This window comes from Streptococcus sp. 17.1 (assembly GCF_016648655.1).
Taxonomy (GTDB): Bacteria; Bacillota; Bacilli; order Lactobacillales; family Streptococcaceae; genus Streptococcus; species Streptococcus salivarius_E.
In genome coordinates this window covers 121228-134732 of sequence record NZ_JACLQM010000004.1, presented here as the reverse complement: position 1 = coordinate 134732, position 13505 = coordinate 121228, and the positions used below count along the sequence as shown (strand labels likewise).

Annotated in this window: 15 protein-coding genes; 11 read left to right on the top strand and 4 right to left on the bottom strand. The window is 39.5% G+C overall.

All coding sequences use genetic code 11. The annotated features are described in order from the left end of the window. Positions 1-851: 851 nt before the first annotated feature. Positions 852-1805: a hypothetical protein gene (locus H7T99_RS04095; protein ID WP_037602625.1), complete on the bottom strand. Its 954-nt coding sequence runs from the start codon at positions 1803-1805 to the stop codon at positions 852-854. Positions 1806-2008: 203 nt separating this feature from the next. Between H7T99_RS04095 and rpsF the strand changes: the two genes are divergently transcribed. The 3 genes from rpsF to rpsR are packed head-to-tail and all read left to right on the top strand — an operon-like array spanning position 2009 to position 3110. After that, a complete protein-coding gene (gene rpsF, locus H7T99_RS04090; RefSeq protein WP_037602621.1) occupies positions 2009-2299 on the top strand; it encodes a 30S ribosomal protein S6 in 291 nt (96 codons plus the stop codon). A gap of 11 nt (positions 2300-2310) precedes the next feature. After that, the gene (locus H7T99_RS04085) at positions 2311-2829 is read left to right on the top strand and encodes a single-stranded DNA-binding protein (protein WP_002891844.1); all 519 of its coding nucleotides are present in this window, start codon (positions 2311-2313) and stop codon (positions 2827-2829) included. Positions 2830-2870: 41 nt separating this feature from the next. Further along, a complete protein-coding gene (gene rpsR / locus H7T99_RS04080) occupies positions 2871-3110 on the top strand; it encodes a 30S ribosomal protein S18 (RefSeq protein WP_000068665.1) in 240 nt (79 codons plus the stop codon). A 126-nt stretch (positions 3111-3236) separates the two neighbouring features. On the opposite strand, the gene H7T99_RS04075 is transcribed toward rpsR, so the two are convergent. The 3 genes from H7T99_RS04075 to H7T99_RS04065 all read right to left on the bottom strand — a co-directional run bounded on the left by H7T99_RS04075 (position 3237) and on the right by H7T99_RS04065 (position 5918). Continuing rightward, the gene (locus H7T99_RS04075) at positions 3237-4118 is read right to left on the bottom strand and encodes a DUF4300 family protein (protein WP_037602616.1); all 882 of its coding nucleotides are present in this window, start codon (positions 4116-4118) and stop codon (positions 3237-3239) included. Between the two features lie 116 nt (positions 4119-4234). Further along, on the bottom strand, positions 4235-4906 hold the full coding sequence (locus H7T99_RS04070) for a DUF1129 domain-containing protein (protein ID WP_037602614.1): 672 nt from the start codon (positions 4904-4906) through the stop codon (positions 4235-4237). A gap of 67 nt (positions 4907-4973) precedes the next feature. Beyond that, complete coding sequence (locus H7T99_RS04065; RefSeq protein ID WP_084869200.1) at positions 4974-5918, bottom strand: magnesium transporter CorA family protein; 945 nt, start codon at positions 5916-5918, stop codon at positions 4974-4976. 294 nt (positions 5919-6212) lie between these two features. Between H7T99_RS04065 and uvrA the strand changes: the two genes are divergently transcribed. The 8 genes from uvrA to H7T99_RS04025 all read left to right on the top strand — a co-directional run bounded on the left by uvrA (position 6213) and on the right by H7T99_RS04025 (position 13491). Further along, the gene (gene uvrA, locus H7T99_RS04060) at positions 6213-9038 is read left to right on the top strand and encodes an excinuclease ABC subunit UvrA (RefSeq protein ID WP_037602607.1); all 2826 of its coding nucleotides are present in this window, start codon (positions 6213-6215) and stop codon (positions 9036-9038) included. A gap of 94 nt (positions 9039-9132) precedes the next feature. After that, positions 9133-9375: a DUF3923 family protein gene (locus H7T99_RS04055; protein WP_037602605.1), complete on the top strand. Its 243-nt coding sequence runs from the start codon at positions 9133-9135 to the stop codon at positions 9373-9375. A gap of 764 nt (positions 9376-10139) precedes the next feature. Then, positions 10140-10274, top strand: coding sequence for a bacteriocin (locus H7T99_RS04050; RefSeq protein ID WP_037599086.1), 135 nt, complete (start codon positions 10140-10142; stop codon positions 10272-10274). 37 nt (positions 10275-10311) lie between these two features. Next, on the top strand, positions 10312-10461 hold the full coding sequence (locus tag H7T99_RS04045) for a hypothetical protein (protein WP_021152571.1): 150 nt from the start codon (positions 10312-10314) through the stop codon (positions 10459-10461). Between the two features lie 12 nt (positions 10462-10473). Next, complete coding sequence (locus H7T99_RS04040) at positions 10474-10626, top strand: hypothetical protein (RefSeq protein WP_164555397.1); 153 nt, start codon at positions 10474-10476, stop codon at positions 10624-10626. A 137-nt stretch (positions 10627-10763) separates the two neighbouring features. Next, entirely contained in the window at positions 10764-11585 is an 822-nt protein-coding gene (locus H7T99_RS04035) for an ABC transporter ATP-binding protein (protein WP_037599087.1), read from the top strand. Beyond that, complete coding sequence (locus tag H7T99_RS04030) at positions 11575-12297, top strand: hypothetical protein (protein ID WP_225998841.1); 723 nt, start codon at positions 11575-11577, stop codon at positions 12295-12297. Before H7T99_RS04035 ends, H7T99_RS04030 begins: the two co-directional genes overlap by 11 nt. A gap of 132 nt (positions 12298-12429) precedes the next feature. Beyond that, complete coding sequence (locus tag H7T99_RS04025; protein ID WP_002891832.1) at positions 12430-13491, top strand: M24 family metallopeptidase; 1062 nt, start codon at positions 12430-12432, stop codon at positions 13489-13491. The last annotated feature ends 14 nt before the right edge of the window (positions 13492-13505 follow it).

Genomic DNA, 13505 nt, shown 5'->3' with positions numbered 1-13505 from the left:
AAGCTAAACTCAAGATTAACGTCAAAAAGTGAGGTAAAGCTCATGAGAAATGTTAGTAGGTATAAAAATGGAGACACATAGGTTGTTGCGTAAAATAGCCTAAGGAGTGATACCAATGCCACACTAAACGTAAATCCTATATTCTTAAGATGAACGAGGTGAGTTCATGAAAAATATGAGTAGGTATAAAAACGGCGATTAATAATGTTGCATAAAATAGCTACAAGGGAGTGATACCACCAGAAATCGAAAGCTAAACTCAAGATTAACGTCAAAAAGTGAGGTAAAGCTCATGAGAAATGTTAGTAGGTATAAAAATGGAGACACTTCAAGTTATTGCGTAAAATAGCTTAAGGAGTGATACCAATGCCAAATGAGTAATTTATCGACAAAAGTTAAATGCTTAAATCTTGTAACAAAGTACCGAGGTGACGCTTATGTTGATGTTTGATGTAAGTCGTTATAAGAACGGCGACAAGTAAACCTCATTGAGTGGTCAATGGGGAGATAGGTCTCAAATCATACGATTAGAGGTGATTACTATGATGATGAATTTAGGACGTTATAAAAATGGAGACACTTCAAGTTATTGCATAAAATAGCTTAGGGAGTGATACCGATGTAATAGAAAATTTACAATGCTTGAAAGTTATTTGTAAGTTGATGGAGGTAATCTATGATTGCTAGGTATAAAAATGGTGACACACAATGACTCCTCCTTATGAAAATATTTTTTACAAAATTCCAAAAGGATGTTCTAATGACAATTGAAGAATCTTAAAAGCTCATTCTAGCGTGCAAGAATGAGCTTTTTGATATGTTGAATATTAGTGGATTTTAGTGAGAGACTCTTAGTCCTTTTTGTTCAACCGAACCTTCCGTAGGAGAGCAAGCCTTTTTTGTTCTTTTACTAGAGTCATAAAGATTTGGTATTGATTTTTAAGATGCGGTAGGAAACTCTTAGGAATTTTACTATCGAAGTTTAGGTTGTTCAGAAATATGGGGGCACTACTGTCTCTATAGATTTGTCCTTGGAAGAAGTAGTTGTCGGTCACGATATCAACTGAGATACGTGATGAGCGCCATCGACGTTTGCGCATGTACTTGGGTTTCCACCGAATCTTAAGTTGCTGGTCCTTGATATACCACCCCATGATGTCTATTTTGGCGGTCTGTTTCGTTTTGTCATCAAAGTAGGTTACTGGTACGCTTAAAACCTGCTGGCTTCTTGGTGAGGTTAAGAAGGGGTGAAAATCAGGAATGAAGTCGTAGTCCTTGCTAGACACTTCCGATAGACCGTCTTCTTCTCGTATTTTGCCACGGCTGACGTACTTGAAGAAGTCAAAACTCTTACCTTGTCTTTCTAGTCGTTCAGCCTCTAATTGATATCTTGTCACCTGATCACCGGTATTTTTAGTCGTCTTGAGGTAACGCATGATTTCTGCATCCTTGTAGTAAAGAGCAACGAGATTTTTTAGACGTTGACTAGGGTTCAGAGAGTGTAACTTGTCTGGAAAGGACAAGATTTGTATGTTTTGGACAGCGGCTAAAGGAACAGCAGCGATACCAGATAAGAGCTTGTCTAGTTCAAAGAGGGAGACGGTATCAAAATGACTGGTATGACCAAGCTGATGTGTTATGTCAACAACAAAGAGGTTATTGTCCTGTTTGAAAGTGATAATGTAGACGTCACTTGGACCTAAGTTTTTTAAATCATATTCTAGGGAAGTAATAGGAATATTATAGTAGTGGTTAAAGGTTGGAAGCCCTAGTTTTTCTCCTAATTTCTTTTTATGATAAAGCATTCTCTTATTTTAGCATGAAGTTTGGCCGGAGAAAAGACGACTCATAAGGCTTAATTTTTTTCTTAGTGATTCAAATTTCTATCTATTCACTTTTCCCTTGCATTATCCTTCAAACTTTGGTAGAATTATATCTTGTGAGTGCACCTCACTTACTCGTGGCGAAAGACCATGAGTCATTAGACCAAAAGAGGAGGAAAATATCAATGGCTAAATACGAAATTCTTTATATCATTCGTCCAAACATTGAAGAAGAAGCTAAAAACGCTTTGGTAGCACGTTTCGATTCTATCTTGACTGACAACGGTGCAACTGTTGTTGAATCAAAAGATTGGGAAAAACGTCGTCTTGCATACGAAATCCAAGATTTCCGTGAAGGACTTTACCATATCGTAAACGTTGAAGCGAACGACGCTGTAGCTCTTAACGAGTTCGACCGTCTTTCAAAAATCAACGGTGACATTCTTCGTCACATGATCGTTAAACTTGACGCGTAAGAAGGTAAATTATGATTAATAATGTCGTACTCGTTGGTCGCATGACCCGTGATGCGGAACTTCGTTATACACCAAGTAACGTTGCTGTTGCAACATTCAGCCTTGCGGTTAACCGTAACTTCAAGGGTGCTAATGGTGAACGTGAAACAGACTTTATTAACTGTGTTATCTGGCGCCAGCAAGCTGAAAATTTGGCTAACTGGGCTAAGAAAGGCGCATTGATTGGAATTACAGGTCGTATTCAGACTCGTAACTATGAAAATCAACAAGGTCAACGTGTTTACGTAACTGAAGTTGTCGCTGATAATTTCCAAATGTTGGAAAGCCGTGCGGCACGTGAAGGTCACAGTGGTGGTTCTTACAACGCTGGAGGATTTGATAATTCAAATTCATTCGGTGGTGGAGCTTCAACTGGTGGTTCATTTGGTGGATCACAACCTGCGCAATCTACACCAAACTTCGGTCGTGATGAGAGTCCATTTGGTAATTCAAATCCAATGGATATTTCAGATGACGATCTCCCATTCTAAGAATGGACAAAACGAATTAAATATATAAAGGAGAAATAAACATGGCTCAACAACGTCGTGGCGGATTCAAACGCCGTAAAAAAGTTGATTACATCGCAGCTAACAAAATCGAATATGTTGATTACAAAGATACTGAGCTTCTTAGCCGTTTCGTTTCAGAACGTGGTAAAATTCTTCCACGTCGTGTAACAGGAACTTCAGCTAAAAACCAACGTAAAGTAACAACAGCGATTAAACGTGCTCGCGTTATGGCACTTATGCCTTACGTAAATGAAGACTAAAAATAATACCCTCGACTGAGGGTGTTTTTTTCTGCCTTGATTATGTAGGCTTTTGTCCTTTCTAGGACTGACAGAGGAGGGTTTTGTTTTATATTTTAGGGAAAAAAGAACAACCAACTGGCTTTCTCATTCGTCTTGAGGAGCTAGTTGGTTGTTTTGTGGTATATAGAGTGTGTTTTCTAAGAAATCATCAAATTTTTGGTCGTTAACGAGGATATCAACATTATCTTTGAAGACCTTGAAGCGGTTGGATAACCAGTGTGTTTTGATATCTGCCCAATTGTTGAAGCGACTCCACCTGTAAGGAAGTGTAGGATCCTGTTTTTCAAAGACATAGATACTGCCGTCTTTTTCGTAAGCTATAGCTGTGTGGAAATTGCTGACATCACCAGGGCTATTTTGAAAGACCGATAGGAGTTTAACCTTCTCTGGAAACTTGAGTCCAGCTTTTTTCCAAGCTTTAAGGAGATCGTCTGTAGACTGATAGCTGATATTATCACCAAAAAGGAGACTGTAGAGAGCTTGATCCTTGGCAGTTAACTCTTTGTGGTGTGACTTAAGATCTATAAATTCGTTTTGAAGGGGGAGTTCTAATTTGGTGAGGTCCTCTGAGCTTGTAATAAGGTCGTGAAGAAGGAGGAAAGATGTTCGTCGACAGTTTAAGTCGTCAGTAAAGTGTGATTTATTCTCTTCAAAAGTTTTTTCATTAAGAAAGGTGACGAATTGGTTTTGATCTTTACCGATTTTACTTTTGGTCCATTTTTTGACAACTGGCTGAAGGTTTGTATTTTCCTGATTATAACGAGTAATATAAGGGGCTAGATTGTCCCAGTCTTTGGTCGGTATGCCTTTGCTTTTTAAGGCTTTGGCTAGCTGTTTTTCCTGAGTGGGAGTCGTCACGTTGTTGAAACTATAGTAAGCTTGATAGTTTTTCTGAGTATTCTTGTGGCTGCATGCCATAAGTAATAGGCAGCAAGCAATGATTAGTAGAGGGAATTTGATACGCATCTATTGGATTTCTTTCTTTTGTCTATTAACTTTAACATTTTAGTATAGAACAACCAACTGTGTCAAGATTTCTGACGTAAAAAAGCACCCTTCTGGGTGCTTAGGAATGAGATTGATTAAGATGCAGGTGCGTAAGTACTTTGAACGTTGTAGTGACGTTTGAAGAAGTATTTGGCAACACCAGCGATGACACCAATGATAAGGATTACAATTGGTGAAAGACCAGGGTTGAGGTAGCTTGGAAGAAGGGCTGTAAGACTAAAGAGGGCAAACCATGCAATAAAAGAGAGAGTGATGATGGTCATGCTGAACCACCATTTTGGACGTTCTTCTTTTGGTTTGTTATTGTGACGGTAGATGTAGTGGTAAGGGGTATACATAGCAAGACCGCCAATGAATGACACTGAAAGAAGGGTTGTGAGGCCGTAACTAGTTTGTGTACCTGAGAAACCAAAGATTGCGTTCATGATTGCAACGATGGCTAGAAGGAAGAGTGAGGTATCAAGCCACATTTTCCAAGGTGTTTTGTCTGTTTCTGGAATTTCTTTGCTAGGTTTTCCAATTTCAGGTTGTTGGTGCTTTTCAGGAGAGAAACTAGCTGCCCAAACAGTTGGAGCACCAAGGAGTCCTCGGCCAGTGATTCCTTTTTTCTGATTTTCGATAAGTTCAGGAATAATATCGCCCAGGATATCTTTGATTTCTTGGTCTGACTTACCATCTTTGATAAGTTGGTTGGTTGCGATGTGAATAAATTCTTGGTTTTTCTTGGTGAGTTTTTGGATGTCCATGAGATGACCTTTCGATAAATAATATTATTTTTAGTGTTGAAGTTTAGGGAAAAGAAGAGGCCCTATGTTAGAACCATTTTTTTCTGATAAAGTAGATAACAACGCAAGATGACCCGAGAGCCGCGATGAAGAAAATGACCCAAAAGGCGTTATCTAAATCGTTTAGGGGCATAGAATTGTTTTTAAAGTTCATACCGTAAGCGGAGAAGATAACGGTTGGGATGTCCAGAGCCATAGTCATGAGAGCCAGTGTTTTCATGATAGTGTTCTGGTTATTACCGATGATAGAGGCCGAGGTTTCAGCCATAGCGTTCAAGACATTTTCATAGATGCCTGCCATCTCAATGGCCTGTTGGGTTTCGACCAGGGTATCTTCCAAGAGATCCTCGTCCTCGATATATTTCTTCAAGCTTGAGGCGTTACCTGTTAGCTTTTTGACAATTCGCTCATTCATCTTAAGTGAGGCTTTTAGATAGACAATGGATTTTTCCAATTCCATCATGTCGATCAATTGCTCGTTTTTTGTCGCATTTTCCAACTGAGCTTCCAATTTATCGCTCTGACGATTGATAGAACGTAGGGCGGTTAGGTAAAGTTGAGCATTGCGATAGAGAATTTGGAAGACAAAGCGTGTCTTCATGAAGGTATAGAAGTTACGTACACGGTGATTGAGGAAGTTGTCCATAAGGCTGATGTCCTCGAGGCAGGTAGTAACGACTACCTCTTCGGTAACGATGATACCCAATGGAATGGTAACGTAGTAACTTTTGTTATTACGTTCTTCTTGGGTTGGGACGTCGACCAAAATTAGGGTGTAGTCATCTTCGACATCGATACGTGATGTTTCTTCCACGTCCAGAGGGGCGCGGAGATCTTGGATATCAATGTCAAAACGTTCTGCAACCTTCATGGCTTCTTCCTGGGAAGGGTTTACCAAATGAATCCAGGCACCAGGCTCGAATGTTTCAATTTCTTTGAATTCTTTTCCGGTGGATAAGAACATTTGTTTCAATGGGAACCCCTCCTTTGTCATTAGGTAAGCGCTAGCGTCTTGATTATAAAAGGATTTTTACAATCGCTTTTAAGTAAAATAAACACCGCTCTTAGCTTTTTTTAGTGATGTCAAATGAGGCTTGGGACGATGTTCCTTGCCTTTTTTAGACACTCCAATATTATACTACATTTGAAACATTTTTGGGCTGGATAAATTGAAATTTTGTTATAATATGAGAGAAAGTCGGGATGGATTTTCCATCCGTCTGTAGAAAGGAGTGGCCGTAGCTTCTGGGTTAGGGCCTCTTAAAATATGCAAGATAAGTTAGTGATTCATGGAGCAAGAGCTCACAATTTAAAAAATATCGATGTGGAGATTCCACGTGATAAACTGGTAGTGGTCACGGGTTTGTCAGGTTCTGGGAAGTCTTCCTTGGCCTTTGATACCATCTATGCAGAGGGGCAACGTCGTTATGTTGAAAGTCTCTCGGCTTATGCTCGTCAATTTTTGGGTAATATGGAGAAACCTGACGTGGACTCGATTGATGGTTTGAGTCCTGCCATCTCCATTGATCAGAAAACAACAAGCAAAAACCCTCGTTCGACTGTAGGGACAGCAACGGAGATTAATGACTATCTTCGTCTCCTTTATGCGCGTGTGGGTGTCCCCTATTGTCCTAATGGTCATGGAGCCATTCAGTCGTCCTCTGTGGAACAGATTGTTGACGAGGTTCTAGCCCTTCCAGAGCGTACACGTATGCAAATTTTGGCACCAATTGTTCGTCGTAGGAAAGGGCAACACAAGGCTGTTTTTGAGCGTGTACAGAAAGACGGTTATGTTCGTGTTCGTGTAGATGGTGAGATTTTCGATGTCACAGAAGTGCCAGAGTTGTCCAAGTCTAAGATGCATAATATCGAAGTGGTTGTAGACCGCTTGGTAAATAAGGAGGGTATCCGTAGTCGTCTCTTTGATTCAGTGGAGGCGGCCCTTCGTTTAGCAGATGGCTACTTGATTGTGGATACCATGGATGATAATGAGCTGCTTTACTCAGAACATTATTCTTGTCCGGTTTGTGGCTTCACAGTGCCTGAGTTGGAGCCTCGTCTCTTTTCATTCAATGCGCCATTTGGCTCTTGTCCGACTTGTGATGGTTTAGGTAATAAACTAGAAGTTGATATGGATTTGGTTATCCCCGATGCTAGTAAGACCTTACGTGAAGGTGCTCTGGCGCCTTGGAACCCTATTTCGTCCAACTACTATCCAGCCATGCTTGAGCAGGCTATGGAGCAGTTTGGCGTGAATATGGATACGCCATTTGAAAAACTGAAAAAAGAAGAACAAGATTTGGTCCTCTACGGATCTGGGGATCGTGAATTCCATTTCCATTATGTTAATGATTTTGGTGGGGTGCGTGATATTGACATTCCTTTTGAAGGGGTTGTGACTAATATTAATCGTCGCTACCACGAGACCAATAGTGATTTCACTCGCAATGTCATGCGAGGTTATATGAATGAGCTGTCATGTCCAACTTGTCATGGCTATCGTCTTAACGAAGCGGCACTCTCGGTTCGTGTTGGTGGTGAGAATGGCCTCAATATTGGTCAAATCTCTGATTTGTCTATTTCAGATCATCTTCAGGAAATCGATAGCCTTGAATTGGGTGAGAATGAAGGAGTGATCGCTCGTCCAATTGTTAAGGAAATCAAGGATCGCTTGACTTTCCTAAATAATGTAGGTCTTAATTATTTGACTCTCTCTCGTATGGCTGGAACCCTTTCTGGGGGTGAGAGTCAGCGTATCCGTTTGGCAACACAGATTGGCTCTAACCTTTCTGGAGTCTTATATGTTTTGGATGAGCCTTCTATAGGGCTTCATCAGCGTGACAATGATCGCTTGATATCAAGTCTTAAAAAGATGCGTGACTTGGGCAATACCCTGATTGTGGTGGAGCATGATGAAGATACTATGCGTGAGGCTGACTGGCTTATCGATGTGGGACCTGGTGCTGGTGCTTTTGGTGGTCAAATCATGGCCTCAGGAACCCCAGAGGAAGTTGCTAAGAACAAGAATTCAATCACCGGGCAATATCTGTCAGGTGCAAAATCAATTCCTGTTCCTCTGGAACGTCGTGTAGGTAATGGTCGTTTTATCGAGGTTATAGGAGCTAGTGAGAATAACCTGAAGAATGTCTCTGTCAAGTTTCCACTTGGAAGGTTGATTGCAGTCACAGGTGTTTCTGGTTCAGGAAAATCGACTTTGGTTAACGGAATTCTCAAGAAAAAAATTGCCCAAGAGCTCAATCGCAATAGTGAGAAACCTGGTAAACACAAATCAGTGACAGGCATTGAGCATATCGAGCGATTGATTGATATTGACCAAAGTCCAATTGGGCGTACACCTCGTTCTAATCCAGCGACTTACACAGGCGTCTTTGACGATATTCGTGATCTTTTTGCCCAAACCAATGAGGCCAAGATTCGAGGTTACAAGAAGGGACGTTTCTCTTTCAATGTCAAGGGTGGCCGTTGTGAAGCCTGCTCTGGTGATGGTATTATCAAGATTGAGATGCACTTCTTGCCTGATGTTTATGTACCTTGTGAGGTTTGCCATGGCACACGCTATAATTCTGAGACTTTAGAGGTTCGCTATAAGGAGAAAAATATTGCTGAAATTTTGGATATGACAGTTGATGACGCAGTTGACTTTTTTGCGGCTATTCCTAAGATTGCTCGTAAGGTGCAGACAATCAAGGACGTGGGGCTCGGATATGTGACTCTGGGACAACCAGCGACAACCCTATCAGGGGGTGAGGCCCAGCGTATGAAACTGGCTAGTGAGCTTCACAAACGATCTACTGGGAAGTCTTTCTACATTCTCGATGAACCTACAACTGGTCTCCATACAGATGACATTGCTCGTCTCTTGAAGGTGCTTCAGCGTTTTGCGGACGATGGCAATACTGTTCTCGTGATTGAGCACAATCTAGATGTTATCAAGACCGCAGACCATATCATTGATTTGGGTCCTGAAGGTGGTGTCGGTGGAGGTACTATCGTTGCTACAGGGACTCCAGAAGAGGTAGCAGCCGTTCCGGAAAGCTACACAGGACAATATTTGAAAGAAAAATTGATATAAAGTAAAAAGACTCTTTGAGTCTTTTTTTGCTTTAGGCTGGTTTAAGTTGAGCTTGCTATTCTATGGTTAAGAAAAAAGATACAGGAGCCAGACTATGGTTAAAAAGCGTTTTTTTATAGGATTTAATGGTATTCTTCTAGCCTTATTTCTAGATATTTGTCTTTTAATTAGTATTCGTACAGTGGATCATCACGGCCATTTTCAATCAGCAACAGATAAATGGGAAACTTTGCTTTATGTTTTAGGAATTTATTTTAGTTTTCTCCTTTTTGAAGTAATTTTTTATCTTATTCTGAAACACCGTAGAAATAAACAAGTTTTGGAACAGGTCTTATAAAGGCCTGTCTTTTTGTGTTCAGTGGTAGTGACATTTATGTCACTATTTTTTTGAAAAGGGAGAACTTATAATGACCTTATACCCAAATCCACTAGGTCTCCAAGACGACTAAATCTTTGTATAGTCCAAGTGGTTATTGCTGTATTTATTTTTGAAAAGAAAGGAGAAATAAGAATGCGAACTAAGGCATATGGTGAAGAGCTCAATGCTGAAACCTTAGAAAATGTTACAGGGGGTGGTTTTGTATCTAAACCTCAAACCTTACCTGAACGATTGGGTTGGAACAAATAGTGGTTGAAAAGAAGACCTCCTTATGGCGATTAGAAGTTACCATGAGCACCAGATATGGGAAAGAGGAGTATGGATAAACAGAAGAATAATCTTATTAGAAGTTTAAGCATTGTTATCGTGATTGTCTGGCTATTTATTGTGATCATAAATGCTACACTAAGTTTCACCGAAGGTGTTGCTTTTATTGACCATTGTCTCGTCTGGTCAACTTTTTCACTAGCTTTTTCTTTGTTTGCGCTTAGAGTAGCGAGTAAGGATAAGGAGAAATGATTTTCTCTGCTGATTATTATAGTCTTAGGTTGAGTTTATTTGCTTAGCCTTTTCTTTTTATCTTTAATCCTATGGAATAGTGACATTTATGTCACTATTTTTTATTTCGTTAAGCTCTTATAATGAAGTTATAGCTTGGACTTAGTGGCTAAGAGCTGCTGAGAGAGCTAACCTTAGAATTTTATTTAGAAAGGAGCTTTGTAATGTTAGAAGAAAAACAATTATTTACGGTGTTGTCCAATGATGATTTAGAGCAAATCAGTGGTGGTTTCAACCCAGTTAAATATGGTAAGTACGTTATTAACGAATTTGTAAAAGGTTTTCGTCAAGCGTGGTAGGTAGTCGAAGTCAATGAAATAAAGAATAGGAGAGAACATGAAAAATACATTTCAAAAAATTGATATTAAAGATTTAGCAATTGTAGTTGGTGGAAGTATTTACTCATCTGTAGGATATGGAGTCGGAGTAGTTACTCACACGGTTTATGATTTTGGTCGTGGATTTGTAGATGGATTTAGAGGTTAAGGGAAAATGTATATGGATACAATGATGATGGATAAATTTGATTCTTTAACCTTTGATAAGCTTTCTGAAATTGTTGGGGGAAATGTAGCATATGACATTGGTTATGGAGTTGGACAAGTAAGTTATATTGCAGTTGAGATTTTAAAACTTAGAAAAATAAGATAGCAGGTTATTAAATAACTCCTATTTTCATGAGAGTTAAAAAGAATAAGCGTTATAAGTTTTCATCGTCCAAGTGAACTATTCACTTGGATGTTAAAGATTTATATTAGAAATATATTTAAACAAAGAAAGGTAAATACATGACAGTGCTAGCGGTGAAAGGCTTAACCTATAGTTTTGGAAAGCAAACCGTTTTGGATAATATCTCGTTCACGTTAGAGAAGGGGGATATTGCTGGTTTGATTGGTAATAATGGTGCAGGGAAGACGACCCTGATGAAACTAGTCTCAGGTATCTTGGCAGGACCCAAGGATATTATTGACTTAAAAACAAAAACTGTAGGAGCCTTGATTGAAGCTCCAGCTCTATATCCTAACATGACTGTTGAAGCTAACCTTAAATTCTATTGTAAATTGTACAGTAAGGATTACGCGTTAATTGATCGTTATAAGGACGAGTTGGAGGTGGCAGCCTATCTTAAACGCAAGGCTTCCAAATTGTCTTTGGGAATGAAGCAACGTGTGGGTTTATTTATCGCCTTAATTGCTTCAGATGAACTCATCCTTCTTGATGAGCCTACAAATGGTTTGGATCCTAATGGAATCAACAGTCTCCTCACATTAATTAAAAAGTTAGCTAAAAACCATGGTCTAACCTTTATTATCTCAAGTCATATCCTGTCTAATCTTGAACAGGTTTGTACGAAAAACTATTTGTTGAAGAATCATAAGCTAATTTACTTAGATGATAGTGATAATGTCAAATATAAGATTTATACTGAGGATTTAAGTTTGAAGTCATTAATGACCCTACTCAAATTAAATGGTATACCTTTTGAACGACAAAAGCATGACATCTTAGTCAAAGGGTTGGCAGCTGTTAAGCAGGTTATGGATCGGGAGGGGATTCCTTTTACTTATGAAAAAGAAGGATTAAGTGAGGTGCTATTCAATGAAAAGTAAATTGAGAACGGTATTTTTAAAGCAGGAATGTGTGACAAGGAGTGTCTTTATTTGTCTTGGATTGGTAGCATTGATTGGTGCAATTGTAATCTTATGTGATGGCTATAAGGGAGCTTACCTTGGACCATCAGCGATTATTGCCAGTTATTCCTTTATCGTGGATATCGTCTTTGCTTATCTAGCAGTGTCTAGTCTTGGACGAGAATTTCAGAATCGAACAATTAATATGATTCGGGTATCTTCCATATCTGGATGGGAGGTCATTCTTCGAAAACTCTTAAGTTTCCTTGTGTTGTCTATAGTCGCTGCGACTATTTTGGTTTTAGAGTTAGCTTTTTATAAGTATTCTGTGCAACATGTGGATTTTCCTTTGTGGGATTATATCAGAAACATCTATATTGATTTTCTACTCTATGGAGCCTTTATTTATATGATTTCCTCTTTGCTTGTCTTGTTTGTGAAGAATACCTTAACGGCCTTTGTAACGGCTTATTTTGGAGTAACAGGAATGACTTTCTTCACGCTCTATTTGGCTAGTTTAGGGGATACCATGACTAAGCTGATGACTTATGTGCCATTTAGTTTTATGCGAGCAGTCTTTACTAGTGGTCAAGGGTTCTTTAATCTTCGCGAAGCCTTTGTTTTGTTTGTTTGGACTTTGGTTTTGCTCCTTTTTATGCCAACTATCTACGAAAAGCGAGCCTTTGTGTAATGCTAATAAAGTCAGAGTTTGATCTGGCTTTTTCTTTATGACCTCAAAAAAACAATCTAAAATGTCAATTTAATCCTTTAAAAACTGAAAATTTGGTATAATTAACCTAAAATACCAAAGGAGTAATTCATAATGCAACGTAGACTTGAACGATTTGATGCCAAACTTGCCCAATCAGGCCTTGATGCCTTGTTGGTGACAGGACAAAACAATATTTATTATTTGACAGATTTCTGGGGGACAAATGCGACTGTCTTCATCACTAAGAATCGTCGCCTCTTCTTAACCGATTCACGTTATACCCTCATTGCCAAACAATCCGTGCATGGCTTTGATATTATCGAAAGTAAGGACCCACTTAAGGATATTGTTAAAATTATCGAGGCTGATAAACTGGAAACAATCGGATTTGATAATCAGGTATCATTTGCTTACTATCAAGGTCTTCAAGCGATTTTTGAAGGCTACACTTTATCACCACAAAGCAACTTCATGGAAGAGTTGCGTATGATCAAGGACGAAAAAGAATTGGCAACTATCCGTAAGGCTTGTTCTATCTCAGACCGTGCCTTTACAGATGTACTTGATTTTATTAAACCAGGTCAAACAACAGAACTACAAGTGGCAAACTTCCTAGATTTCCGTATGCGTGAGTACGGAGCTTCAGGGGTTTCCTTTGAGTCTATCATTGCTTCAGGTTACCGTTCTGCTATGCCTCATGGGGTTGCTTCAGAAAAGGTTATCCAATCTGGTGAAACCTTAACGATGGACTTTGGTTGCTACTACAACCACTACGTTAGCGATATGACTCGTACTATCCATATTGGTGACACCACTGATGAGGAGCGTGAAATTTATGATATCGTTCTACGTTCTAACCAGGCCTTGATTGACGCAGCTAAGGCTGGTATGACACGTCGTGACTATGATAAGGTTGCGCGTGATGTTATTGTCGAAGCGGGCTACGGTGACTACTTTACACATGGTATTGGACATGGTATCGGTCTTGACATTCACGAGATTCCTTACTTTGGTAACTCTGATGAGACTATCGAAGCTGGTATGGTCTTGACGGACGAGCCAGGTGTTTATTTGGCTGATAAATACGGTGTTCGTATCGAAGATGACATCATTATCACAGAAAATGGTTGTGAATTGATTACCCTTGCGCCTAAGGAATTGATTGTTCTCTAAGATTTGGAGGAATA

Coding starts and splice junctions, on each gene's coding strand:
- H7T99_RS04095 (WP_037602625.1), bottom strand. CDS start 1,805: ATGCTTTATCATAAAAAGAAATTAGGAGAAAAACTAGGGCTTCCAACC.
- H7T99_RS04040 (WP_164555397.1), top strand. CDS start 10,474: ATGGATACAATGATGATGGATAAATTTGATTCTTTAACCTTTGATAAG.
- rpsF (WP_037602621.1), top strand. CDS start 2,009: ATGGCTAAATACGAAATTCTTTATATCATTCGTCCAAACATTGAAGAA.
- uvrA (WP_037602607.1), top strand. CDS start 6,213: ATGCAAGATAAGTTAGTGATTCATGGAGCAAGAGCTCACAATTTAAAA.
- H7T99_RS04025 (WP_002891832.1), top strand. CDS start 12,430: ATGCAACGTAGACTTGAACGATTTGATGCCAAACTTGCCCAATCAGGC.
- H7T99_RS04030 (WP_225998841.1), top strand. CDS start 11,575: ATGAAAAGTAAATTGAGAACGGTATTTTTAAAGCAGGAATGTGTGACA.
- H7T99_RS04075 (WP_037602616.1), bottom strand. CDS start 4,118: ATGCGTATCAAATTCCCTCTACTAATCATTGCTTGCTGCCTATTACTT.
- H7T99_RS04045 (WP_021152571.1), top strand. CDS start 10,312: ATGAAAAATACATTTCAAAAAATTGATATTAAAGATTTAGCAATTGTA.
- rpsR (WP_000068665.1), top strand. CDS start 2,871: ATGGCTCAACAACGTCGTGGCGGATTCAAACGCCGTAAAAAAGTTGAT.
- H7T99_RS04055 (WP_037602605.1), top strand. CDS start 9,133: ATGGTTAAAAAGCGTTTTTTTATAGGATTTAATGGTATTCTTCTAGCC.
- H7T99_RS04035 (WP_037599087.1), top strand. CDS start 10,764: ATGACAGTGCTAGCGGTGAAAGGCTTAACCTATAGTTTTGGAAAGCAA.
- H7T99_RS04085 (WP_002891844.1), top strand. CDS start 2,311: ATGATTAATAATGTCGTACTCGTTGGTCGCATGACCCGTGATGCGGAA.
- H7T99_RS04050 (WP_037599086.1), top strand. CDS start 10,140: ATGTTAGAAGAAAAACAATTATTTACGGTGTTGTCCAATGATGATTTA.
- H7T99_RS04070 (WP_037602614.1), bottom strand. CDS start 4,906: ATGGACATCCAAAAACTCACCAAGAAAAACCAAGAATTTATTCACATC.